Here is a 23,336-nt window from a genome sequence, read left to right as displayed (position 1 = left end):
ACGACCACCGTTCCCTGCGCGGTCAGCCACGCGGTCGGACAGTTGCCGTTGCGACAGTCCGTCGTCCCGGCGAGCAGCTTCATCCTCGGTTCCGCCTTCCGGGCGTCCTCGACAGCGAGCTTCCCAGACTAGTCGTGACTAGTCCGAGCGACAACGGCGAGTCGCCCGGTCAGCCGCGGAGCTCGGCGAAGTCCTCGTCGAGCTCGGCGAGCGCGGCGGCGACGTGCTCGCGGCGCTGGGTGATCCACTCGTCCTGCGCGGTCAGCCGCTCCCGCGCCTCGCCGATCATCCGCTCCACCTCGGCGGGCTGCGACCCGCCGGACGTCGTCCGGTTGTTCACGATCGCGACCGGATCGAGCGCCGCCCGGAACTCGGCCTCGGTCAGCGGGAGCTCCGGCGGGTTGTCCGTCCCGGCGACCGCCTCGGCGTAGATGCGCTGGGCGTCGACGTAGGGGAACTCCAGCGGGCCGATGTTCTTGGACCGCGCGAAGGTGACGATCTCCGACGCGACGTGGTGCCCCTCGCGGAACGGCAGCCCGTGGTCGCGCATCAGGATGTCGGCGATCTCCTGGGACGCCGTCCAGTCACTGTTGATCTCTTCGAGGGCCCGCTCCGGGTTGACGACGAGTGCCTTCAGGACCTCGTCGAGACCGGCGAGTGCCGCGATGCCGGCGTCGACCACCTCGGTGTTGTTGTCGACCTCCTTCGGGTCGGGCATGCCGGGGGTGATGTTGTGGGTCTGGAAGACCGGGCCCTGGGCGAGCGCGACGGCCTGCGAGGCCTCGCTGCGGGTGTCGTTGAGCAGGCCGGGATTGCGCTTCTGCGGCATCGCCGAGGAGACGAACGTGTTCCCCTCGCCCTCCTCGAGCAGGATCCACGGCCGGGTCTGCGCGTACTGGGTGAGGACGTCCTCGACGAAGTTCCCGCTGTGCAGCGCCACCGCGGTGACGATCGAGCCGACCTCCACCGGGTGTTCCATCGAGGAGATCTGCGAGGCGTCATAGGCGTTGTCGACGAGCGCGCCGAACCCGAGGTAGTCGGCCATCCGCTGCCGGTCCAGCGGCCAGCCGGTGCCGTTGAGGACGGTGGTGCCCATCGCGGAGCGGTCGACGCGGGCGTAGGCCTCCCGGATCCGCTGGGCATCCCGGTCGAAGCCGGCGGCGTGGCCGAGCAGCTGGTGCGCGTAGCTGTTCGGCTGGGCGGCGACGCCGTTGGTGTAGTTCGGCACGATCGTCGCGGTGTGGGCGGCGGCCAGCTCCACCAGCGTGCGCGAGGTGGTGTTCAGCTGCTCGGCGAGTTCCAGCAGCTTCTCCCGCAGGATCGCGGCCCGGTAGGTGGCGTGCATGTCCTGACTGGACCGGCCGGCGTGCAGCAGCGTCACGTCGGTGGACCCGGCCTCGATGAGCAGCGGCTCGAAGGCGACGACGGTCGACGGGCGCTCGGCACCGGGTGCGGCGCCGTCGTCGATCACCTTCTGCAGGGCGGCCGCGATGCCCGGCACCATCGCCGGGTCCAGCAGCCCCTCCTCGCTGTTGATGACGGTGGTCGCCTTGTTGATCTCGGCGAGCCAGAAGAACTCGTCCCGGACCGGCTCGTCCTGTTCCTGCTGGGCGACCAGCCCGACGGGACGGTGGTCGTGGTCCGGCGCGGAGGCGACAGCGGTCGAGAACAGGATCAGGCTCGCTGCCGCCGGTACGACGAACGATCGCGTTCGGACCCATGCGGAACTGGTGGACATCCTCGTCACTGAAGATCCCTTTCGTCATTCGTCGACGGACGCCGGGACGGCAGTCAGCAGGACGAGGGCGCCTTCCGCGACGGCGGAGTGCCCACGATTCGTTCCCCCCGATTCGTGCCCCTGCGGCGAGAATCCCGGCAGTCGACGACCGTTTCCATCGGATCCCGGAATTCTTGGGAATGCCTTGGGATTGGGACCCGGCGTCGCGAGAGGATCGGCGGCATGGTCCGGTCCCACGTGGTCACCGGCGCCGGTCGCGGGATCGGTCGCGCCGTCGCCGAGAAGCTGCTCGCCGGCGGTGACGCCGTCGTCGTCCTGGAACGCGATCCGGGTGCCCTCGGGTGGGTCGGTGCCCATCCCGCCGGGCCGCGGGTCGCCGCCGTCGTCGGGGGCACCGACGATCCGGCCGTCGCCGGGGACGCCGCCGATCTCGCCCAGGCCATCGGGCCGCTGGCGGGCTGGGTGAACAACGCCGCCGTGTTCTCCGACGCCGCGCTGCACACCGCGTCCCCGGCCGAGCTGCTCGCGCTGATCACCGCGAACCTCGCCCCGGCCGTCGTCGGCACGGCCGTCGCGGTGCGCCGCTTCCGCGCCCAGGGCACGCCCGGCTCGATCGTGAACGTGTCCAGCCACCAGGCCCGGCGTGCCGTCCGCGGCGCACTCCCCTACGCCACCGCCAAGGCGGCGGTCGAGGGTCTGACCCGGGCCGCCGCGGTGGACCACGGCCCGGACGGCATCCGGGTCAACGCGGTCGCCCTGGGCTCGGTCACCACCGATCGCTACCAGGCGTTCCTCGACGACCTGGGCGCCGAGGCCGCGGCCCGGACCCGGCGGGAGATGGCCGAGATCCACCCGCTGGGCCGGGTCGGGCGGCCCGAGGAGGTGGCGGACGCGATCGCGTACCTGCTGTCCGACGCGGCCGGTTTCGTCTCCGGGGTGGTGCTGCCGGTGGACGGCGGCCGGGCCGCGCGCGGCCAGGATCCCGAGTCGCGCTGAGCACCCGGGACCGATGAGTCCGGCACGGTCGGCCGGTCCGCCCTGACATGAGCACGTCGGACCGAAAGATCATCGCCTGGTGCAGTGTGTCCGTCGACGGGTACTCGTCCGGCCCCGGCGGCCCGGCCGAGGACCGGTGGCTGCACGAGCACGCCGCCGATCCCGCGACCCTGGAGCACTTCGAGGGGATCTGGCGGGGCTGCTCGTCCGTCCTCGTCGGACGGAACAACTACCTCGGGTTCCACTCCGTGTGGCCGGGGATCACCCGTGCAGACGACACGGACCCGCGCACCCGCGAGCTCGGCCGGTGGCTGGACGCGGTCGACAAGGCCGTCGTCTCGACGACCCTGGACGACGCGCCGTGGTCGCACTCGCGGATCTTCCGCGACCCGCGCAGCGCCGTCGGCGCGCTCCGCGCCGAACCCGGCCGGGACGTCCTGGTGCTCAACAGCGCCACGCTCATCGGGTCGCTGCTGCGCGAGGACCTCGTCGACGACCTGCGCCTCGCGATCGTCCCGGTGCTGCTCGGGGGCGGGCTGCGCCTGCTGCCGGACGACGTCGCGGGAGCGTGGTCGATGGTGTCGACGACCGTGCTGCCGAACGGTGCGGTCTCGGTCCACCACCGCCGTCGGCGCTGATCGGCCGTTCGACGGGATTCCGGGCGGGATCATGGACCGATCGCCGAGGAGACCGGTCACGGGCTGCGTGATCGCGGCCTACCGCGGCGACCGCACCGACGGCGGGAGCGCTCTGTTCCGGGCCGTCCTCGCCGGCTTCGGCGAGGGGTCACCGCTGCCCGGCGACGGCGCTAGCATCGTCGGATGCCGGCCACCTCCAGCCTCGACGGTCAGCGGCGGACATGCCGGAGCTGAGGCTGCTGCGCACCGGTGACGCCGAGGCCGTCCTGGCGTTCGAGCTCGCGAATCGCGGCTACTTCGCCGCCACGGTCCCCGACCGCGGTGACGACTACTTCGCCCGGTTCAGCACCCGGTACGACGCCTTGCTCGCGGAGCAGGACGCCGGGATCTGCGCCTTCTACCTGCTCGTCGCCGATGACGGCTCGGTCGTCGGCAGGTTCAACCTGTACGACCTCCGGAACGGCGCAGCGGACCTGGGCTACCGGGTCGCGCGGAACGTGGCCGGCCGTGGTGTGGCGACGTCGGCCACGCAGGAACTGTGCCGGCTCGCGGCGACCCACCACCGGCTGCGGCTGCTGAGGGCAGCCACCTCCAGCGCGAACATCGCGTCCCGGAGGGTGCTGGTCAAGGCCGGCTTCGTCCCGGTGGGCCCGGCCGACCCGTCCGACCTCGACGGAGAGCCGGGGACCTGGTTCCGGCGCGAGCTGACCCCGGTCCGGTAGGCCGCCGCGACGGCGTGCCGTCACGACGACATCGGGATCCTGCCCCGGCGACGACGACATGCCCGTACGCCGGCTGCGACGTCCGGCGTCACACGATTCGGGACATCGGTGACGGGTGGTTGCTCCCGGGGATCCCGAGGCTCCCGGGAACACGGTCGTGGGCGGCGCCCGCAACGGGCAGGGTGGGCCGGATGCAGCGTGCCGACATCGACACCTCCCTGGCCGCCCGCCTGGTCGCGGAGCAGTTCCCGAGGTGGGCGCAGCTGCCGGTGACCGAGGTGGCCGAGAGCGGCTGGGACAACCGCACGTTCCGGCTGGGCACCGAGCTGAGCGTCCGTCTCCCCAGCGCCGAGGCGTACGCGGCTGCGGTGGCGAAGGAGCTGACCTGGTTGCCGAGGCTCGCGCCCGGCCTGCCGGTCCCGATCCCGGCGCCGGTCGCCGAGGGCAGGCCGTCCGGGCTCTATCCGTGGCCGTGGTCGGTCCGCCGGTGGCTGCCGGGCCGGACGGTGTCGCGCGCCGCGGTGGGCACCGATCCCCGGTTCGCCGGGGATCTCGCCCGGTTCCTCGTGGCGTTGCAGCGCATCGACGCCGCCGACGGGCCGGCCGCCGGGCCGCAGAGCTTCCACCGCGGATCCGACCTCGCCGTCTACGACGAGCAGACCCGCCACTCGATCGACCTGCTCGGCGACCGGATCCCGGCCGACGCGGTCGCCGTCTGGGAGGCCGCCCGCGGATCGCGGTGGGCCGGGGAGCCGGTCTGGTTCCACGGGGACGTCGCGGCCGGGAACCTGCTCACCGACGCCGGCCGGCTCTCGGCGGTCATCGACTTCGGCACCTGCGGGGTGGGCGATCCGGCCTGCGACCTGGTGCCCGCGTGGACGCTGTTCGAGGGCGCCGCCCGGGAGGAGTTCCGGACCGGGGTGGACGCCCCCGGGGACACCTGGGCCCGGGCCCGCGGCTGGGCGCTCTGGAAGGCGCTGATCACGGCCGCGGCCGGCCGCGAGGTCGGCGAGTCACTCCGGACGGTCTCGGCGGTGATCGACGAGCACCGCGGTCACCCACGCGGGTAGCCGGCCCGGACCGCGGGGGCCGGCGGCGGGACAGGACAGCACCCGCCCGGCTGGCTACGCTCACGAATTTCGTCGGGATCGCTGTCGTCGGGGGCGGGAGGCAGGCGATGACGGAGCCGGCACCTCCGGTGTCACGGGTCGAGCTCAGGACCACGGACCCGGATCTGGCGCACGAGGCGCTGCGGGAGACCTATGCCGACTTCACCGTGGACGTGTTCGGGAACGCCGAGGACTTCGCTTTCCGGCAGACCGGCATGGTGGCCCCGGGCGTCGCGTTCGCCGAGCTCCGCTACAGCATGGGGGTCCGGTCCACTGTCGAGGCGAACCCGGACCTGTTCATGGTGGCCACCCGCCGGAGCGGGCCGATCGACTTCGTGTCCGGCCGCGACGTGGTGCGTCCGGAGATCGGGCAGCCGGTCCTGACCACCCTGCAGGACGCCGACTGGTCCTGCGTGATGGAGGACCTGACGATCGAGACCGTCGCGGTGGATCCGGTGGTGCTCGCCCGTGCCGCCACCGCGGTGTTCGGGATCGGGCCGGACGAGCTGTCGTTCACGTCGATGACGCCGGTGTCGAGCTCGGCGGCCCGCTACTGGCACGCCGTGACGACGCACGTCCGGCAGGACGTGCTGTCACACGCCGAGATCGCCGGTTCGCCGCTGGTCCTGGCCGAGGCGCTCCGGTCGGTGGCGACGGCCGCGCTGGTGACGTTCCCGAACACCGGGCTGACCCGGTGGGACCGGAGCGGGTCCCCGGGCCGGGTGGAACCGGCCGCGCTGCGACGCGCGCTGGCCCATGTCGACGAGCACGCCGGCGAGGACATCGGCGTCGAGGAGATCGCCGCTGCGGCCCGGGTCAGTGTGCGGGGCCTGCAGCTGCTGTTCCGCCGCCACCGGGACAGCACCCCGATGGAGCACCTGCGGCTGGTGCGGCTGGACCGTGCACACGTCGATCTGCAGGCCGCCGACCCGACCCGCGGCGACACGGTCGCGGCGATCGCGGCCCGCTGGGGGTTCACCCATCCCGGGCGCTTCGCCGTGCAGTACCGGCAGGTCTACGGCCGCACCCCCGGGGAGACCCTGCGCCGGTGAGGGGCGGCCATCGGCGACGACGCCCCCGATACCCGCCACCGGGCTGATCACCTCCGCCGAACGGGCCACGGCACGTACCCCGGAACAGCGGCTCTCCTGCGTTTCGTGCGCAGACCCTTCGTTTCACGGCCGATCTGTGGCCCACTTGACGTGACACAGGTGCGGTGCCGCGCCGGTTCTCCGTCACACGCCGGAAACTCGACGGTCGCCCGCCCGGCGAGACGCTTCAACAGTGAGGCCTCGACATGGACCGGTTCGGCGAGCACGCGGAGCCCCTGGTGACGCGGCACGCGTTCGACACGAGGGACACCGGCGAGGCCGAGGAGTTCCTGCGCGCCGGGTACGCGGAGAACTCGCTGACGATCACCGGCGCCCAGGGCGACTTCAGCTTCGCCCACTCGACGGTCACCGCTCCCAGGTTCTCGTGCAACACGCTCGTCCTCGGGGTCGACTTCGCCTCCGACACGGTGGTCAGGCCCGATGACCCGATCACCGTCGTCGAACCGCTCCGTGGTCGCCTCGCCCACCTCGACAGCGACTATCCGGATGCCTACACCGACACCGGGGACGTCGTGCTGGCCGCGCCGGACAGCCCGATCCGGGTGCTCTGCGAGGGCCGGGAGATGACCCTGACCCAGCTGCACTGGCCCGACGTCGACGCCTACGCGACAGCCATGACCGGCCTGCGGCCCGGCGGGCTCACCTTCCACAGCCTCACCCCCATCACGGCGGGCCGGGCCCGGCACTGGCTCCGTACCGTGGGCCACGTCCGCGACGTCCTCGCCGACCCGTGGACGGCCGACAGCCCGATCGTCCTCGACCAGGCGTCCTGGTCGCTCGCGGCGGCCCTGCTGTCGACGTTCCCGAGCACCGCGACCGACCACGCCACCGATCCGGAGGCCCCTTCGGTGCGCGGCGACGCGTCCGCGGCGACCCTGCGCGAGGTCGCCGGGTTCATCGACGCCCACGCCGACCGGCCGATCGGCCCCACCGACATCACCGGGCTCGCCGGGATGCCGGTCGCCGAGATCATCGAGGGCTTCCGACGCCGGCACGACCGCCATCCCGCCGAGCTGCTCTGGCGAGCCCGGCTGCGCGGGGTGCGCCGGAGCCTCCTCGACGCGGACCCGGCGGTGACCGTGCTCGCCGCGGCGGCCGCACGCTGGGGGTTCACCCGGCTCGGCCGGTTCCGGGTCGCCTACGTCCAGGCGTTCGGCGAGACCCCGGATCAGACGCTGCGCCGCTGACCGTCCGCGCACCGCCGAATCCCGTTGCCGCGGGTCCGCTCCGTCGGCAGCCTGAACCGGTGAAGGTCTTCGGAGTCGACCCGCGCGATCAGCGGTGGGAGTGCGACACGCCCACGTACCGCGTCCACTTCCACGCGGGCACGACGTCCGACGAGTACGAGGTCCGTGGGGCGGACGACGTCCACGAGGTGATCAGGTGGGCCGGGAGCGACCCCGCCGGGCGTCCGTACGTGCTCTACGTGCGCGTCGACCAGGACGGTCTCGGACTGGTGCGGCTGGCGGGCAGCGACCCGAACGAGAACCGTCGTACCCGGCGTCGTGGTTCCGGTCGGTGACGTACCACCGCTCCGCGGGGGAGGACGCCGGCTCGTCCGAGCCCGCGCCCGGGCCCTCGCCATACGCTCCCGGCATGCTTCTCACCACGGTCGCCACGGGCCCGTCGTGACCGGCTTCCGCGACACGTTCCCGGGCCCCCGGCTGGACCTGTCCGTGTGGACGCCCGCGTACCTGCCCGCGTGGAGCTCCCGGATGGCCGCTGCGGCGACCTACCGCCTGGTCGGCGACGGACTCGTCCTGACGATCCCCGACGAGCACCCGGTGTGGTGCCCGGAGCTGCACGAACCCCCGCTGCGGGTCTCCGCGGTCCAGTCGGGCAACTGGTCCGGCCCGGTCGGCAGCACGGCCGGCCAGCAGCCGTTCCTCGACGGTCAGACCGTACGCGAGCAGCAACCCGAGTCGCGGGGTTTCGTCCCGCTGCGGGGCCGGATCGAGGTCGAGTGCCGCGCGACCCTCGGGCCCCGGTCGATGTTCTCCGCGTGGATGATCGGCATGGAGGACCGGCCGGAACGCTGTGGCGAGATCTGTCTGGTGGAGGTCTTCGGTGACGCCGTCGACGGGGACACCGCCGCCGTGGGCAACGGCCTGCACGCCTTCCGCGACCCGAACCTGCACGAGGAGTTCTCCGCCGACCGCCGGACGATCGACGTCGCGGCCCTGCACCGCTACGCGGTCGACTGGCGTCCGGACGGCGTCGACTTCCTGATCGACGACGAGATCGTCCGGCGGTCCGCGCAGTCCCCGGCCTATCCGATGCTGCTCATCCTCGGCGTGTTCGACTTCCCCGACCGGGCCGTGCCCGGCGTGCCCGATCCGGTCCCCGAGCTCGTCGTCCGCAGTGTCACCGGGACACCGCGGTGACGGCCGGCTCCGGGCAGCCGAGCCACGGCGGCGCGAGCACCGACCGCCCCGGCTCGCTCGGGCTCCACCGGCCGGGTGGGTCCCCGCCTGCTACGCCGGGTCGGAACCCGGACCTGGGACGGTGACCTGTCCGGTCCAGCCCGCACGCCCCAGGATCGCGTCGATGACGGGCCGCTTGGCCTCGGCGTAGTAGTTCATGTCGGGCCACTCGCGATCGGCGAGGGACCGCTTCGTCGCCTCGTAGAGGCGCCGGTCATCGTCGTCGTCCCGGAGCCGGTCACGGAAGATCAGGTACTTGCGGATCTCTGCATGATCGGGTGGGTAGCAGTGCAGGTTGACCGGCTCGTCCGGCTCCCCGATGCGGAGACAGCGATGCCCTGGCTCGCGCACCCGCAGGTCGTAGCCGGCCGCTTCGAGTTCGGGCAGGTAGGCCATCTCGTCGTCGGGATCCTCGATCCCCACGACGATGTCGACGACCGGCTTCGCAGCCAGCCCGGGAACCGCGGTCGAGCCGATGTGCTCGATCGGACGAGCCCGGTCCCCGAGAATCTCCCGCAGCTCTGCCGCACGAGCGTCGAATCGGGCCGGCCAGGTCGGGTCGTACTCGGACAGTGTGACCCGGACGGGTCGGGGCCCGCGGACGAGCACGGCCGCGAGCCCTTCGTCGGTCAGTGGCCCGTCGGGCATCGTGCAACCTCTCATCAGGCGGCCGGCCGGCGCGGCGAGCACGGGTGGATCGGCTCGAGGATCCTCGTCCGCGGAGATCACCGCACCCGCCGGGTGCGGTCGGAGCCTCGGGGGTGGCGGAGGCGCCACGACTGGGACGGTCGGGGCCGAGAGGGATGGTTCACCTCAGACGCTTGCCAGCGCGAGAAGGTGGGGGCTCGCCGCCGTGACGGCCGGATCATGCTCCGTCCGCTCGATGCAGCGCAGGACGAGGTCGCGCCGCACCGGGTCCGACATCTGCTCGTCCAGACCCGGATACCACGCGAGCACCCCCTCGACCGGAAGGAGATCGACGAGGCGGTAGCCGGCCGCCGCGATCTCGGCGCGCAGCTCGGCGCAGGTGTGGAAGTAGGAGCTGGTGAAGTAGCGCGGGTGACGGGTGGGATTGTCGTGTCGGCCGGTTTCGAGGTCTCGAACGACGATCTCGACGAAGGCCGGGTCGGCGACGAAGCCACGGTAGAAGCCGTCCATCATGCTGGCGTAGCGCGAGATCGCGGCGGCCGCGAGAACGCCACCGGCTCGCGTCACCCGGTGTGCCTCGCGAAGAGCCTGTATCCGCTCCGATCTCCTTCTGAGGTGGTAGAGCGGCCCCAGGAGTAGTACGGCGTCGTAGGAGTGATCGGCTTCCGCCAGTTCGACGGCGTCTCCGAGCGCAGCGGTGAAGGTGCCCGCCGAACGTGCCTGCTCGACGTGCTCGGGCACCGCATCGACGAGGTGCACCGAGTGACCGAGTTCCGCGAGCCAGGCCGCGTGGACGCCGGCGCCTCCCCCGACGTCTAGGATGCGGCTGGGCGCTGCGGGCAGTGCACGTCGCAGGAGCAGTTGGGTCCGCAGTCGTTCCAGCGACGTACCGCCCGTCAGACGGCCCTGCTCGTCCGCGGTCGCGTAGTGCTCGACGAGTTCACCGCGATCCACCATGCGCCGCACGGTAGGGGCAGTACCGCGTGCAGGCTCGCCCTTTTCCGTGGGGATCGGGCAGGGCGGATCGGCCGGCGACCCTCGTCCGAGCGTGCGGAGGCCGGGGGCCGTGCACCGGGCGTCGCTACGGTGGGCCCATGGCCGGGTACTCGCCGATGAGGATGTCGATCACGACCTCTCGTCTGGCGCTGCGCCCGTGGACTCCTGCCGACGCAGCCGACTACCGAGCGTTGGTCACCGAGCGAGGCAACGGTGTCCCGGCCCTCGACGAGATCCGCAGCACCATCGCGCGGCAACGTGCGGGGGCACAGGAGAACGGCATCGCCCTGCTCGTGGTGACCCGCCTCGACGAGGACGACTTCATCGGCTACTGCGGTCTCATCGTCGGCAGGACCACTCTGGACGAGCCGGAGATCGCCTACGAGCTCCGGAGCCGGGTGCACAACCGCGGGTACGCGACGGAGGCGGCCGAGGCCGTCGTCCACGCCGCGACCGACACCGGACGCCAACGGTTGTGGGCGACCGTCGGGACAGGGAACGCGCCGTCGCTCCGGGTGCTCGCCAAGCTCGGGTTCCAGCACGATCACGTCTCCGCCGAGCCCGTGGGTGACGTGGCCTGGCTGACCCGCCGCCTGGCGTGAGTCCCGCTCGCGCGGACGCTCTCCGGCGGAGGACGAGCCGGAACCGGCACCACCTTCGGCCTGGACCTCGAGGCCGGTCGAGCTCCTAGCCTCCCGGCATGGGACACGACGATCCAGCAGACCGACCGGCTCTCGGCCACCAGGGTTTCGGAGCGATGCGGCTGCGCGAGAACGCGACCGGCGACATCGACCGGGATCCCGTCACGGTGGTCGGGGCGGTCCTCGACGCAGGTGTGTCGATGGTCGACACGGCGGACATGTACGGGAACGAGGACCTGGTCGGACGCGCGATCGCGAAACGACGCGACGAGGTCCTGCTCGCCGGCAAGTTCGGAGTCGTCTGGGACGACTCGACGCCGGACGGCTACGAGATCCGGGCCGACCCGTCGTACGTACGAGAGGCCTGCGAAGCCAGCCTTCGACGCCTCCGGACCGATCACATCGAGCTGTACTACCTCCACCACCGCTGCGTGACGACGCCCATCGAGGAGACCGTGGGAGCGATGGCGGAGCTGATCGAGGAGGGCAAGGTCGGAGCACTCGGCCTGTCCAACGTCACCGCCGACGACCTGCGGCGCGCGCACGCGGTCCACCCCATCACCGCCCTGCAGGAGCACTGGTCACTGACCGAACGCACGGTGGAGCGCGAGCTCGTACCGACGGCCGCACGACTCGGGGTCACGGTCGTCGCGCACTCCCCGACCTCGCACGGGGTTCTCCACGACGGCGGCGGGGACGAGCCCGGCACCGACCGCCATCGGCTGCTGCGGGAGATCGCCGAGGCGCACGAGATCTCCGTCGGCCAGGTCGCGATCGCATGGGTGCACAGCAGGGGTGGTGCGCACGGCCTCCGCGTGGTCCCGCTGCCCGGGACGACGAGCGTCGGGCACGCCCGGGCGAACATCGCTGCCGGAGCAGTCGTCCTGACCCCGGCCGAGGTCGACCGGCTGACGGACGCGTGGGCTCCGGAGCCGCGCTGACGGACGGGAGAGTGCGCCGCCGGGTGTGGGCGGAGCCCGCAATCCCTCACTCCTCCGGAGGCACGCCTTCCCGCCGGACATGAATGCCTCCGACGGAGCCGAGGTCAGCGTCGGACCTGAGCAGCACCAGGAAGGGATGTCCGACGACAGCTGCGTACCGGGCCGCTCTGCAGAAGACGTCCGCAACGGTGGTGGCGAGCCACGGGCTGAGGTTGTGGACCTGGTCGTAGTTGTCGATGAGCACAGCGGTCCCCGACGACGCCGGATCACTGCCGAAGGTGAACTCGGCGACATCGCCGAGCATGTCGTCGAGTGCGTCCAGGTTGCGGCCGTAGTAGCCGGGGAAGGACAGCTCTGCGGCCAGCGCATCGTGCAGTCCGCCTTCGTCCTGCCAGCCGCCACCGTCGAGTTCGTGCACGACGTACCCCAGCCTGTCCAGGATTCGTCCGGCGCGGGCGAGACTCTCCGAGTCCGCGACCTGATGGACGAAGCCACGCAACAGCAGCTGGAAGTCGAACCGTTGCCGCTGAGCAGTGAACGCGGCCCGGTCGGCCGGGTCGAGCAGCACCTTCCGAGTCATGCCGCGCATCGTCGCGGATGAGAGCGCCACAGCGCGACGGTCGAAGACCACGGCTCGACCGAGACGGTAGGTGTGATCGCGCAGCACGAGGATCAGGAAGCCCCCGAGCCGCCGCCCCCGACAGCGCGGGTCGACGGACAGCCGGGCCATGACGGCGATCTCGTCGAGAGTGCCGCCGGTGTGCTCGATCCACGGCCGGGTCGCGTCGTCATCCGGCTGTGCTGCGGCCAGGGTGACCTGAGCGAACGAGGCGTCGTCGACGAGTCGGGCCAGCTCCGGAGGGGACGCCGTCCGGGACCGGCATGCGCCGGATCTCCTCGCGGATGTGGGTGATCACGTGGCTGGGTATGGCGATGGCGCCGTAGTCCGTGCCCCTGGGAAGGCGCGATCGCCCTGAGCCCAGAGGAGACCGGTTCCGCGGCGGCCCGCGGGCCGGTCGGGGTCACTTTCACCTGCTGTCGCTGGTCCAGGACCCGAACGTGCTACTCGGTTACGTCGTCCCCACTCCCCCCCGCGATCCCGGACACCGATCCATACGGACACCGACGTCCACCCGGGGTGGACATCGGTGTCCGTATGGGCCGTACCCTTGTCTGGTGGTTCCCTCGATGAAGCTTCGCGACGTCGAACGAGCGCTGCTCGCGCACGGTTGTCGCGTGCTCTCCCAGGGCGGGCCACACACCAAGTGGGGTTGCGCTTGCGGCCTCCACACGACGCCGGTTCCCCGGCACCGCACCATCTCGCCCGGGGTGGTGCGCAGCATCGGCAAGCGCATGGCGTGCCTGCCGGAAGGGTGGTTGCAGTGACGTACTTCGTGACCGCGTGCCGGTGGGAGCGCGGCTGGGAACTTCATATAGCCGACGACGCTGGCCAGGAGGTCGGAGTGACGCAGTGCCGCACCCTCGGTGGGGCGGAGGCGATGGTGCGGGACTACCTGACCCTGGACGACCGGGACGGAGACACACCGCTGGAGATCCGGCCGGTGTTCGACACCGCTGTGCAGGAGCAGGTCACCGCGGCGCGCGCCCGGGTACGGGCCGCCCAGCGAGAGCAGGAGGCCGCGGCGAGGGAGTCCCGCGCGGCGGTCGCGCGGCTCGACGAGCTCGGTCTGTCCGGGACGGAGATCGCACGAGTCCTGCAGCTGTCCAAGCAGCGGGTATCAGAACTACGCAAAGCCGCCCGCTGACCCCGCCTCTCCGAAGCCCACCCCGGACCTCACCGAGAGGCCTGCCACGGTCGGCACGCCGTCGTCATCTGCATGATCAGGTGGCGGGTGTGCGCGGTGCCCGCCGGGATCGTGCCGCTCAGGTGGGACGGGGAGCGAAGATCCGGAACGGGTTGCCGTCGAGGTCGGTCATCTCGATCCATCGGACGCCGCCATCCTCGTGCTCGTCCTTCCGGGTAGCACCGGCGTTCTCGGCCCGATCCGCGATTGCTCGCCACTGATCCTCGTCGTCGTGGGTGAGGTCCAGCCCGATGCGGGTAGGACCGTGCCCGGCGGAGTCGTCGCGTTCGAACATCCAGGTGATCGGTGCGACCTGGTGGTCGAAGTCGAGCATGACGAGGTCGTCGGTCGAGTACTCCGACACCGGGAGGTTCATCACCTCGGCCCAGAACGCTCCGAGGCGGCGGGGGTCGGGTGTGCGGAAGGCGTACATGCCGACCTTCGGCCGCAATGTGGACGCGTCGTTCATGTGATCTCCCCTCGCCGGCCCGCTGGTGCGGGTGTCGTCTGGAGGGCCGACCTTCGAGGTGTCCAATTCTCATCGGCCATGTGTTCGGGCTGCTGGTCACGCCTTGCGGACGTGGCGCCTTCTCGGACGACCTGGGGCCGGCGGCCATGGAGCGAGTCCGGCGCGCGCCGGGAGCTGCGCCGGCTCGAACACGGGGGCGCGAGGAGATCCGGGGGCGTCCCCGCCGGTGCTGACCACCCTGCTGCGGAGGCACCTCGCCGAGCACGACATCACCACCGACGGCCGGCGATTCCGCGGGGTTGTGCCCGCTGCTCCCCGGTCCCCTTCATGCTGGCCGCTCTGCTCGTCGTCGTGGCGGGGGCAACGGTGGCGCAGCCAGCGCGCAGCGACGCCGTAGGCGCCCTTGCCGCCGGCGTCGCGGCATGGATGGGTACCGTCCGCACCGGTCACAGCACCTGCGCGCCCGAGAAGGATGCAATATTCGGTCCCGAGCGCGGGAGGAGGCGATCATGACGATCGACAGCGCAGACGAGGGTAGGTCCGTGCCCCGTCCACGGCCTCACGTCACGATCGAGGAGTTGGCCCGGCGCAAGGGTGTGCACCCCGTGGGGTCCCTCGACGACATGGCCCGCGACGTGTTCGCCTCCGACGACGACCTCGACGAGTTCCTCGCCTTCGTCCACACCGACCGACAGGCAGGCTCTCGTAACCGATGCGACCCGTCGTCCTGGATACCGACGCCACCTCCCGAGCCCTCACGAACCGGCTCGCCGGACCGCTGATCGCCAGGCTGATCGAGGCCATATGGTGCGTCACCTTCGTGACCGTCGCCGAGCTGTGGCAGTGGGCTGAGATCCGGCACTGGGGACACCGGACCCGCGACCAGCTCGACGACTGGCTCGCCCACGTCGTGGTCCTGGACTCCGTCGAGGCGGTCTCCCGGGCCGTCGCAACGCTGAATACCAAGGACTTCGCCGACTTCGCCGAACACGACGGCCTCGTCCTGCTGCCGTCCTGATCGCTCTCCCCATGCCCGTTCTGCTGGTGATCTCCTCGCGGCGCGGGTTCACCCCTGCCAGGCCGGGAGTGGGGTGCAGGGCACGGGTTCCCGCCTTGCACCCACTCCCCGGTCCGGCTGCCGTCCCGGCGCGCCGTGAGGAGATCACCAGCCCTGCCGCACTTCCCCTGATCTCCGAGCGGTGTCAGGTCCGGGCGGAACCCAGTGGGTTCACCGGACCAGCATGCCTGCGTCGACCGGTAACGCGACGCCGGTGATGTAGCGGGCCTCCCCGGAGGCCAAGAAGGTGACCGCAGCCGTGACGTCCTCGGGTTGCACGAGGCCGACGTCGAGGAGGTTGGCGACGTCGTCGGCCGGCTTGGCCTGCTCGGGCGGGGTGTCGCCGCCACCGAAGAGTGCCTCGACCGCGGGGTTGAGGACCATACGGGTTGCGACGCCGGAGGGGTTGACACAGTTGACGCGGATCCCGTGGGGTGCAAGCCAGGTCGCGAACGTGCGCATGAGCCCGACGACGCCATGCTTGCTCGCCACATAGCCGTCGCTGCCGCCCTGGCCGTCGCCACCACGCCCGGTCAGCCCGAACGCGGAGCTGGTGAGCACGATCGCCCCGCCCCGCCGCTGCTCGATCATGCGCGGCGCAGTGGCCTGGACGGTGTTCCAGACCCCGGTCAGATTGACGTCGAGCTGGTCGCGGAACTCCGCCGGGCCGTCGGCGCCCTTCATGAGCCCGATGCCGGCGTTGGCGAGCACGACATCGGGAGCCGCGTCCAGGTCGGCACACGCACGGTCGACAGCCGCTGCCAAGGCGTCTGCGTCCCTCACGTCGACCGAGATCCCGACCGCCCGTCGTCCTAGCTCGTGGACCCGGTCCGTGGTCTCGGTCAGGTCGGCGTGGGTGGCGAGGTCGTAGGCGACGGTCGCGATGTCGTGGCAGATGTCCAGGGCGATGACGTCGGCGCCCTCGTCGGCCAGGGCCAGTGCGTGGCTACGTCCCTGGCCGCGGGCCGCTCCGGTGATCAGTGCGGTCCGGCCGTGGAAGCGTCCGGTGGTCCTCGGCTGCGGAATGCCCATACGAGGGTCGACTGTCGGAGAGGCCGTGAACTCATCGGCTGCGCGATCAGAGATGCCCCGCTGCGGGGGGCGCCCGGCTCGCTCACTACACCTCCGGCCGGTTCGCGGCCGGTCGGTCCGGCTACCCGTCCCGCACCACCACGGGACGTCGCCGGCCCCACGAGGCTGTACGGGCACCGTGGCGCTCGACACTACGACGGCGTCAACGCTTGACCTTCGAGTCGCCTTGAAGGTTTACCGTCGCCGCCGTGGCCCGCTACCGCATCTCCCAGCTCGCCGAGCACGTCGGCGTCCCTGCCACGACCCTGCGCTACTACGAGACCCAGGGCCTACTGCCGGCCCAGCGCACCGCCAGCGGCTACCGCACCTACGACGATCACGACGTCGAGCGAGTCCGGTTCATCGCCACCGCGAAGGAGTTGGGGCTCCCCCTGACCCGGATCCGGGACCTGCTCGCCGTGTGGCAAGGCGGCATGTGTCGGGACGTCCGCGTCCGCCTCCTCCCACTGATAGCCGACCAGATCGACGACCTCGACAAGCGGATCGAGGACCTCCGGACGCTGCGCCGACACCTGACCGATGCCCGGGAGCGGTTGCACGCCCTGCCCTCGCGCGACGCGCCGTGTGACCCGGAGTGCACGTTCCTGACGGGTCCCACGGCCACGTCGGCCGACACACCTCCGACCGCCGAACCCGTTGTTCCGATCGCCTGCTCTCTCTCCGGCGTCGATCACACCGCCCGGTTGCAGAACTGGCGTGCCGTCTTGTCCGGCACGGTGTCCTACCAGCTCAGCGACGGGACCATCCGGACCCCACTGCCTACTGCCCGGGTTGCGGACGTCGGTGCCCTCATCGCGGACGAGGTGACGTGCTGCCCGTTCTTCCGATTCAACCTCACGATCGCTCGCGATGGGGCCCAGCTCGACGCCACAGCCCCCGCCGAGGCTCGGCCGCTCCTCGGCGATCTGTTCCCGTCCTACCGAACAGAAAGTCACCAGTGCTGACCCTGAAGTCCATGGTCCTGTTCGTCCTCGCTGCCGCGTTCGAGATCGGCGGCTCGTGGCTGGTCTGGCAAGGCGTCCGAGAGAACCGGGGCTGGATGTGGATCGGAGCCGGCGTCATCGCGCTCGGGCTCTACGGATTCGTCGTCGCATTTCAACCCGATGCCAATTTCGGGCGCATCCTCGCTGCCTATGGAGGCGTGTTCATCGCCGGATCACTGGTCTGGGGGATGATCGCCGATGGCTTCCGCCCTGACCGATACGACGTCATCGGCGCCCTGGTCTGTCTCGTGGGTGTCGCCGTGATCATGTACGCCCCACGATCAGTGGTGGTCTGACCCGAGGGGAGCCTCCGGCGGCCGGGCTCCGCCCACAGGTTCAGAACGGCGACCCGGACGCTGAGATCCGGTGCAGCTGCACCTCGTCGCGAACGATATGGGGCACGTCGGCCGGCACAGGCGCCATTGCCCGCCATTCCTGCAGTCGCTCGTCCGACTCCCATAGCTCGAAGAGATGGACCCGGGCCGGATCGACGGGGTCGGGCGTGACGGCGATGTCCAGACAACCCTGGAAGGCCCGGGCCGCAGTGATGAGATCCTTGTGGCGTCGACGAACGCTTGCTGTTGACGTGGATCGACGTAGACCGGTCCGGCGATCACGAGCGTGCGGCTGTGGTCGGCCTTGTGTGCAGTGGTCATGTGAGGGTCGACCGCTCGAATCGTGCGGAGTCATCGGCCGATCGGCCCCCGGAATCAGTCGCTCCACCGCACCGCCGGAGGCGGCGCCTTGATGCCTGGCTCGGCGCTCGCACGGCACCCCTACGGCCTCCGTCACGCCGCGGTGTCCACATGGTTCAATGGCGGTGGCCCCGCCCCGCAGATCGCGTCCTGGGCCGGACACGCCCGCCAAACGAGAAAGACCCCCGGTTCCAGCGTTTCCGCTGGCCGGGGGGTCCTTCCACCTGCTGTGGCTGGTCCAGGATCCGAACCTGGGAAGGCTACGCCGACGGATTTACAGGGAGCTGCCAAACTAGCCCTGACCTGCGGCGCAACCACGGGCCACCTGTCCACGTCCGCGTATCGTCCGTGCGCCGCGCCGCGGGGGTTGTGCCCGCTTCTCCCCCGTCCCCCTCGTATAGGCCGCTCTGCTCGTCGTGGTGACGGGGGCAAGGGTGGCGTAGCCATCGCGTAGCGACGCCGCAGGCGCCCTTGCGGCCGGTGCCGCGGCGTGGACACTTCCCCGGCCGAGGGGGATCGACTATCTGCTCCCGCCGCTCTTGTCGATCACACAGAACCTGTTGCCCTCGGGGTCGGCCAGGACCGTGAAGTCGGGCGCGTCCGGATAGTGCGGCCAGTCGATAAGAACGGCGCCCAGACTGCGCAGGCGGGCGATCTCGCTGACTGGCCGTGCTGTGTAGAGGTCCAGATGGGTACGCGGTTCTGCTGGCGCGACCTCATCCGTCTTCGCAATCGACAGATTGGGCGCCTCGCCGTCGGCGGGTACAAGGACCGCCCAGTCAGATTCCGGTTCGTCGCGGGGACGGTAGGCCAGTGCTGCGCACCAGAACTGGACGGCTCGTTGGACGTCCGCCGCTCCGATCACGATCGAACCGATGCGCAAGGTCATGGCGAGCAGGCTGGACGGTGCTGCGGCGGCTGTCCAGCCGACTGAGAGATCAGCGACGCTCCGGAGTAGGGGCCGGGTAGCCGACCCTGTCGCTCTCGGCGAGCCGTGAGGAGATCACCAACCACCCCGCGCACTCCCCCTGATCTCCGAAGCGGTGTCGGATGTGGGCGGAGCCCGCCAACTCGTGCCTGGATTCCAGGTGTACCTAGACCTGTGGCTGTTCTAGCCTCAGGCCGTGGAGTACCGCCCCACGATGTCTGAGCGCCGACTGCGGGACCTGAGGCGATGGCATGAGCGTGCCTACCGGGAGATGGCTTCGGCTGGCGAGCGCCGGGTGGCCTACCTCGGGCTCGACCTTCTCGTGCCCTCGACGGTGTTCGGCCCAACCCCGACCTCGGACCTGCTAGGTCAGGCGGTCACAGCAGAGACCGATCCGACAGATCGTGTCCTGGACATGGGCACCGGCTCCGGAGTGAACGCAATCCTCGCCGCTCGCCAGGGCGCCGAGGTCGTGGGGGTTGATCTCAACCCGACAGCGGTAGATGCGGCCCGGCTGAACGCGGAGCGCAATGACGTACGCGCCCTGTTCAAGGTCAGCGATATCTACTCGGCTGTCGACGGGACGTTCGACCTGATGATCATTGACCCGCCGTTTCGGTGGTTCACTCCGCGCGACATGACTGAGGCGGCGGCAACCGACGAGGGCTACCGGGGCGTCGCACGGTTCTTCGCTGGCGTGGATCAGCGGCTTCGGCCGGGAGGGCGCATCCTGCTGTTCTTCGGGACGTCGGGCGACCAAGAGCATGTCGTCGGCCTGGCCGAGCGGTCCGGCCTACGACCTCAGGTCGTTGCCTCGCGGGACCTGACACAGGACGACGTGACGGTCACGTACTCGACGTTCCGACTGGAGCGCGCCGATTCCCTCTCCGAGGATCTGTCGCAGCCCCGTGGCAGGGCCGGGTAGCCGGCCCGCCGGCCGCGAACGGGCCGGAGGTGTAGTGAGCGAGCCGGCGGGCCGGCGTGGCCGGCCCGCGCCGCCGGAGGCGGCGCCTTGATCCCATAGAGGCAGATTCGGCAGACAGTTGGACACGCGAGTGTCGTGTCCCGGCTGATGCTTGACGTTCGGGTCTCACCTGATGCTTGACGTTCGGGCCTGATCGGCTTTCCTGTCCGCTGTCCGTGCTGGTCAGCGGGTGGCGGGGAGGCCGGGATTGGCCCTGGTGGACATGACCGTGGTCGAGCAGCGCTACCGCGCCGTGCTGGCCGTCGAGCAAGGCGAACCGCGCTATCAGGTCGCGGCCCAGTTCGGCGTCTCCCGGCAGACCCTGCACACCTGGATCACCCGCTACCGCGCCGACGGACTGGCCGGGCTGGCCTCACGCTCACACCGCCCGGACTCCTGCCCGCACCAGGCCAGCGAGGTGGTGGAGGTGGCGGTCTGCGAGATGCGGCGCGGCAACCCCCGCTGGGGACCACGCCGGATCGCCCATGAACTCGCTCCCCGCTTCGGCGCCCAGGCCCCGTCGCGCAGCACGGTGGCGCGGATCCTGCACCGCAACGGCCTGGTCGAACCCCGTCGCCGCCGCAAGCTGCGCTCGGACTACCGGCGCTGGGAACGCCCGGAGCCCATGGCGCTCTGGCAGCTCGACATCGTCGGCGGCATCCACCTGCGCGCCCCGGACGGCACGGTTCACCGAAGCGAAGATCGTGACCGGGGTCGATGACCACTCCCGCTTCGCCGTCATCGCCACCGTCATGGTCCGGGCGACCGGCCGCGCGGTCTGCCTCGCCTTCGCCGACGCGCTGCGCCGCTACGGCATCCCCGACGAGGTCCTGACCGACAACGGCAAGCAGTTCACCGCCCGCTTCGGCCGCGGCGGCGAGGTGTTGTTCGACCGGATCTGCCGCGACAACGCCATCACCCACCGCCTCACCCAGCCCGCCACCCCGACCACCACCGGGAAGGTCGAACGCTTCCACCAGACCCTGCGCCGCGAGCTGCTCGACCACGCCGAACCCTTCGACACCCTGACCGCGGCGCAGGCGGCGCTGGACTCCTGGATCACCGACTACAACTGCACCCGCCCGCACCAGGCGATCGAGATGGCCTGCCCGGTCGACCGCTTCGCCCCCAGCCAGCACCAGCGCGGCGACGAGGACCTGCTCCCACTGCGGCTGCCCGCCCGGCTCACCGCCGCGCCCGTCCCGGCAGAGGGCCCTGAGCACCCCGGCCCGGCCCCGGACGACGAGACGAGCACCGAGATCGAGATCTATCGGGGCGGGCCGGTGGAGTTCGAGCGGGTCGTCCCCGCCTCGGGGAACCTCGCCGTTCTCGGCAAGCAGTTCTGGCTCGGCCCGCTCCGCGCCGGGGTCACCATCACGTTCTGGGCCGACGCCCAGGTCATCCACCTGTCCGCCGGCGGGGCACGGATCAAGACCGTCCGCTCCCCCTACACCGACGACCAGCTCGCCACCCTCGCCGCGACCGGAGGCCGCCCCGCCGGCCCGCCACCGCTGCCACCGGCCGAACCCGACGGCACCGCGATCGAGATCGACCGCACCGTCTCGCGCCTCGGCAACATTGCCCTGGCCGGACACTGGCACCCCGCTGCGGAAATCCTCGGCGGGCGCCGGGTCACCATCCGCATCGACGACCACGTCCTGCTGATCTTCGACCCCGAAACCCGGGAACTGCTGCGCACCAGACCGAACCCGCTGACCTACGACCAGGCCCGACACCTGCGCGGCGCCCGACCCGCCGGCCCGCCACCACGACCGAGCACCGAGCCGGTCACCGTCACCCGCCGAGTCTCGGCCACCGGCACCATCATGATCGCCCGACAACTCATCGCGCTCGGCCGCGACCAGGCCCGCACCGTGATCACCGCCCACGTCGCCGAACACACCATCACCATCGACCTCGTCGACGGCGCCCAACGCACCGTCAGCCGCACCAGCACCGGCGCGATCCGTAACCTCAAGGCCCAGATAGACCGCACAGTTTCCTAGCCCGAACGTCAACCATCACCCGGGACAGGAACGTCAAGCATCAGGTGAGACCCGACAGTTGGACACGCGAGTGTCCGGTGCCAGTCGATCTGAGCCACTATGCGTCCTTGGTCTGCGGTGGCTCGGGTCGACTGGCGACGACAGACCGTCGGTTCGCTATCCGATCTGAGCCACCCCAGCCCAGACCGACTGGGCGTGTTGAGGCGATGCGCGATTGGACCGGCGTACTCGATCACGGCGTCTGTTAACCGGGTCGAGGACTTCTCGGACGTCTCATACTGCGGTGCCGTCGTGTTCAAGATCTTGCCCATGTGGACGGGTCGCTGAGCCCACGGGGGCCGTCCGCCCCGCTGCCGGGTCCCGGCGCGCGGTGAGCTGGACCTGGCCACCGCGCCCACTCTGGTCACGCTGCTCGACGGGCTGTGTGAGACAGGGGTCTACTACCTGGTCCTGGACCTGCGCGAGCTGGAGTTCCTGGGCGCGGCCGGGAGCCTCCGGGTCCTTGTGGGCGCCAACCGCCAGTTCCGCGCCTACCCGTGCTGGCTGGTGCTCACCCACTCGGCCGCCACCCCCGGCGGCTGCTGCAGCTCACCGGGCTCGACTCCGCCCTGACCCTTCACCGCCCTACCGCGACCACCCCGACACGGACACCGATCGCCGGTGAATCGGACCATCCGACTCTTGATGAACACCACATGGTTTGGCATCCGGCGGACGGGGTAGACGCAATGCGATCCCGTTGAGCCCGGGTCCGCCCGATGATCAAGGAGGAACAGTCATAGCCCACGAACTGCGCGGCCGCACGGTCGCGATCCTGGCCGCGGACGGGGTCGAGCGTGTCGAACTCGATCTGCCCCGCGGCGCCCTCTACGGAGCCGGCGCCACCGTCGAGGTGCTCTCACTGCACACCGGGTCTCTCTGGGCACGGGAGTGGGACAAGGACCCGGCCGGCACGATCACCGTCGACAAGCAGGTCGGCGAGGCGTCGGTGAGCGACTACGACGCGCTGCTGCTGCCCGGCGGCACGGTCAACCCCGACCAGTTGCGCACCGACCCCACCGCGGTGGAGTTCGTGCGCGCTTTCGTGGGCACCGGCAAGCCGGTCGCCTCGATCTGCCACGGCCCGTGGACCCTCGCCGAGGCCGACGTGATCCGAGGTCGGCGACTCACCTCGTGGGCCTCGATCCGCACCGACCTGCGCAACGCCGGCGCCGAGGTCGTCGACGAAGAGGTCTGCATCGACGGCCAGTTCATCACCAGCCGGTCACCGTTCGACCTGCCCGCGTTCTGCGCGGCGATCGTCGAACAGTTCGCGGCCGTCCCGGCTGCGGCCTGACCCACCACCGACCGCCACGGCACCCGAACAAGCGAAG

Annotated in this window: 28 protein-coding genes and 1 pseudogene; 21 read left to right on the top strand and 8 right to left on the bottom strand. The window is 71.0% G+C overall.

The window, feature by feature from the left end; all coding sequences use genetic code 11:
- Positions 1-169: 169 nt before the first annotated feature.
- Positions 170-1,738: an argininosuccinate lyase gene (locus tag ABD160_RS27990; protein WP_344027899.1), complete on the bottom strand. Its 1,569-nt coding sequence runs from the start codon at positions 1,736-1,738 to the stop codon at positions 170-172.
- A 222-nt stretch (positions 1,739-1,960) separates the two neighbouring features.
- On the opposite strand from ABD160_RS27990, the gene ABD160_RS27985 reads away from it, so the two are divergent.
- From ABD160_RS27985 to ABD160_RS27950, 8 genes are all read left to right on the top strand, one after another.
- The gene (locus ABD160_RS27985) at positions 1,961-2,734 is read left to right on the top strand and encodes an SDR family NAD(P)-dependent oxidoreductase (protein ID WP_344027896.1); all 774 of its coding nucleotides are present in this window, start codon (positions 1,961-1,963) and stop codon (positions 2,732-2,734) included.
- Positions 2,735-2,781: 47 nt separating this feature from the next.
- Positions 2,782-3,372 (top strand): dihydrofolate reductase family protein, encoded by a 591-nt coding sequence (locus ABD160_RS27980; protein ID WP_344027893.1) that lies wholly within the window; start codon positions 2,782-2,784, stop codon positions 3,370-3,372.
- A gap of 221 nt (positions 3,373-3,593) precedes the next feature.
- Positions 3,594-4,094 (top strand): GNAT family N-acetyltransferase, encoded by a 501-nt coding sequence (locus ABD160_RS27975; protein ID WP_344027890.1) that lies wholly within the window; start codon positions 3,594-3,596, stop codon positions 4,092-4,094.
- Between the two features lie 191 nt (positions 4,095-4,285).
- Positions 4,286-5,164, top strand: a complete 879-nt coding sequence (locus tag ABD160_RS27970; RefSeq protein ID WP_344027887.1) for an aminoglycoside phosphotransferase family protein — start codon at positions 4,286-4,288, stop codon at positions 5,162-5,164.
- Between the two features lie 128 nt (positions 5,165-5,292).
- Positions 5,293-6,255, top strand: a complete 963-nt coding sequence (locus ABD160_RS27965) for a helix-turn-helix domain-containing protein (RefSeq protein WP_344027885.1) — start codon at positions 5,293-5,295, stop codon at positions 6,253-6,255.
- Positions 6,256-6,533: 278 nt separating this feature from the next.
- Complete coding sequence (locus ABD160_RS27960) at positions 6,534-7,502, top strand: helix-turn-helix domain-containing protein (RefSeq protein ID WP_344027882.1); 969 nt, start codon at positions 6,534-6,536, stop codon at positions 7,500-7,502.
- Positions 7,503-7,561: 59 nt separating this feature from the next.
- Entirely contained in the window at positions 7,562-7,837 is a 276-nt protein-coding gene (locus ABD160_RS27955) for a hypothetical protein (RefSeq protein ID WP_344027879.1), read from the top strand.
- A gap of 106 nt (positions 7,838-7,943) precedes the next feature.
- Entirely contained in the window at positions 7,944-8,699 is a 756-nt protein-coding gene (locus tag ABD160_RS27950) for a glycoside hydrolase family 16 protein (RefSeq protein WP_344027876.1), read from the top strand.
- 90 nt (positions 8,700-8,789) lie between these two features.
- On the opposite strand, the gene ABD160_RS27945 is transcribed toward ABD160_RS27950, so the two are convergent.
- Together ABD160_RS27945 and ABD160_RS27940 are read right to left on the bottom strand one after the other, a co-directional pair.
- Complete coding sequence (locus tag ABD160_RS27945) at positions 8,790-9,428, bottom strand: GrpB family protein (RefSeq protein ID WP_344027873.1); 639 nt, start codon at positions 9,426-9,428, stop codon at positions 8,790-8,792.
- Between the two features lie 123 nt (positions 9,429-9,551).
- Positions 9,552-10,343 (bottom strand): class I SAM-dependent methyltransferase, encoded by a 792-nt coding sequence (locus ABD160_RS27940; protein WP_344027870.1) that lies wholly within the window; start codon positions 10,341-10,343, stop codon positions 9,552-9,554.
- Positions 10,344-10,480: 137 nt separating this feature from the next.
- Between ABD160_RS27940 and ABD160_RS27935 the strand changes: the two genes are divergently transcribed.
- Together ABD160_RS27935 and ABD160_RS27930 are read left to right on the top strand one after the other, a co-directional pair.
- Positions 10,481-10,984: a GNAT family N-acetyltransferase gene (locus ABD160_RS27935; protein WP_344027867.1), complete on the top strand. Its 504-nt coding sequence runs from the start codon at positions 10,481-10,483 to the stop codon at positions 10,982-10,984.
- A gap of 98 nt (positions 10,985-11,082) precedes the next feature.
- Positions 11,083-11,964 (top strand): aldo/keto reductase, encoded by an 882-nt coding sequence (locus tag ABD160_RS27930; RefSeq protein ID WP_344027863.1) that lies wholly within the window; start codon positions 11,083-11,085, stop codon positions 11,962-11,964.
- Between the two features lie 46 nt (positions 11,965-12,010).
- Here ABD160_RS27930 and ABD160_RS27925 read toward each other — a convergent pair whose 3' ends face one another.
- Positions 12,011-12,694, bottom strand: a complete 684-nt coding sequence (locus tag ABD160_RS27925) for a barstar family protein (RefSeq protein ID WP_344027859.1) — start codon at positions 12,692-12,694, stop codon at positions 12,011-12,013.
- Between the two features lie 446 nt (positions 12,695-13,140).
- Between ABD160_RS27925 and ABD160_RS27920 the strand changes: the two genes are divergently transcribed.
- Together ABD160_RS27920 and ABD160_RS27915 are read left to right on the top strand one after the other, a co-directional pair.
- On the top strand, positions 13,141-13,350 hold the full coding sequence (locus ABD160_RS27920) for a type II toxin-antitoxin system HicA family toxin (protein WP_344027856.1): 210 nt from the start codon (positions 13,141-13,143) through the stop codon (positions 13,348-13,350).
- A gap of 77 nt (positions 13,351-13,427) precedes the next feature.
- Complete coding sequence (locus ABD160_RS27915; RefSeq protein ID WP_344027853.1) at positions 13,428-13,730, top strand: hypothetical protein; 303 nt, start codon at positions 13,428-13,430, stop codon at positions 13,728-13,730.
- A 118-nt stretch (positions 13,731-13,848) separates the two neighbouring features.
- Here the strand turns inward: ABD160_RS27915 and ABD160_RS27910 are convergent, their stop codons facing one another.
- Complete coding sequence (locus ABD160_RS27910) at positions 13,849-14,238, bottom strand: VOC family protein (protein WP_344027850.1); 390 nt, start codon at positions 14,236-14,238, stop codon at positions 13,849-13,851.
- Between the two features lie 509 nt (positions 14,239-14,747).
- Here ABD160_RS27910 and ABD160_RS27905 point away from each other — a divergent pair.
- Both ABD160_RS27905 and ABD160_RS27900 read left to right on the top strand, forming a co-directional pair.
- Positions 14,748-15,020, top strand: a complete 273-nt coding sequence (locus ABD160_RS27905; protein WP_344027847.1) for a hypothetical protein — start codon at positions 14,748-14,750, stop codon at positions 15,018-15,020.
- Positions 14,951-15,256: a PIN domain-containing protein gene (locus tag ABD160_RS27900; protein ID WP_344027845.1), complete on the top strand. Its 306-nt coding sequence runs from the start codon at positions 14,951-14,953 to the stop codon at positions 15,254-15,256. The genes ABD160_RS27905 and ABD160_RS27900 overlap by 70 nt, the downstream gene beginning before the upstream one ends.
- A gap of 210 nt (positions 15,257-15,466) precedes the next feature.
- Here the strand turns inward: ABD160_RS27900 and ABD160_RS27895 are convergent, their stop codons facing one another.
- Positions 15,467-16,327 (bottom strand): mycofactocin-coupled SDR family oxidoreductase, encoded by an 861-nt coding sequence (locus ABD160_RS27895; RefSeq protein WP_344027842.1) that lies wholly within the window; start codon positions 16,325-16,327, stop codon positions 15,467-15,469.
- 248 nt (positions 16,328-16,575) lie between these two features.
- Between ABD160_RS27895 and ABD160_RS27890 the strand changes: the two genes are divergently transcribed.
- Positions 16,576-17,331: a MerR family transcriptional regulator gene (locus ABD160_RS27890; protein ID WP_344027839.1), complete on the top strand. Its 756-nt coding sequence runs from the start codon at positions 16,576-16,578 to the stop codon at positions 17,329-17,331.
- Positions 17,332-17,342: 11 nt separating this feature from the next.
- A complete protein-coding gene (locus ABD160_RS27885; protein ID WP_344027837.1) occupies positions 17,343-17,666 on the top strand; it encodes a YnfA family protein in 324 nt (107 codons plus the stop codon).
- 40 nt (positions 17,667-17,706) lie between these two features.
- Here ABD160_RS27885 and ABD160_RS33435 read toward each other — a convergent pair whose 3' ends face one another.
- Both ABD160_RS33435 and ABD160_RS27880 read right to left on the bottom strand, forming a co-directional pair.
- Positions 17,707-18,060: a putative quinol monooxygenase gene (locus tag ABD160_RS33435; RefSeq protein WP_425563674.1), complete on the bottom strand. Its 354-nt coding sequence runs from the start codon at positions 18,058-18,060 to the stop codon at positions 17,707-17,709.
- A gap of 525 nt (positions 18,061-18,585) precedes the next feature.
- Positions 18,586-18,954: a VOC family protein gene (locus ABD160_RS27880; RefSeq protein ID WP_344027835.1), complete on the bottom strand. Its 369-nt coding sequence runs from the start codon at positions 18,952-18,954 to the stop codon at positions 18,586-18,588.
- Positions 18,955-19,189: 235 nt separating this feature from the next.
- Between ABD160_RS27880 and ABD160_RS27875 the strand changes: the two genes are divergently transcribed.
- From ABD160_RS27875 to ABD160_RS27860, 5 genes and pseudogenes are all read left to right on the top strand, one after another.
- On the top strand, positions 19,190-19,918 hold the full coding sequence (locus ABD160_RS27875; RefSeq protein WP_344027832.1) for a methyltransferase: 729 nt from the start codon (positions 19,190-19,192) through the stop codon (positions 19,916-19,918).
- 262 nt (positions 19,919-20,180) lie between these two features.
- Positions 20,181-20,678 carry a helix-turn-helix domain-containing protein gene (locus tag ABD160_RS27870; RefSeq protein WP_344027829.1) on the top strand — a complete coding sequence of 166 codons (498 nt, stop codon included), beginning with the start codon at positions 20,181-20,183 and terminating at the stop codon, positions 20,676-20,678.
- Entirely contained in the window at positions 20,662-21,963 is a 1,302-nt protein-coding gene (locus tag ABD160_RS27865) for an integrase core domain-containing protein (protein WP_344027826.1), read from the top strand. The genes ABD160_RS27870 and ABD160_RS27865 overlap by 17 nt, the downstream gene beginning before the upstream one ends.
- Positions 21,964-22,332: 369 nt before the next feature.
- Positions 22,333-22,575: pseudogene (locus ABD160_RS33430) on the top strand (STAS domain-containing protein); the annotation flags it as partial.
- A gap of 166 nt (positions 22,576-22,741) precedes the next feature.
- Positions 22,742-23,299, top strand: a complete 558-nt coding sequence (locus tag ABD160_RS27860) for a type 1 glutamine amidotransferase domain-containing protein (protein ID WP_093355726.1) — start codon at positions 22,742-22,744, stop codon at positions 23,297-23,299.
- Positions 23,300-23,336: the final 37 nt, after the last annotated feature.

This window comes from Pseudonocardia kongjuensis (genome assembly GCF_039526905.1).
Taxonomy (GTDB): Bacteria; Actinomycetota; Actinomycetes; order Mycobacteriales; family Pseudonocardiaceae; genus Pseudonocardia; species Pseudonocardia kongjuensis.
The sequence above is the reverse complement of the archived record's forward strand: the minus strand, read 5'-3'. Positions and strand labels throughout refer to the sequence as shown.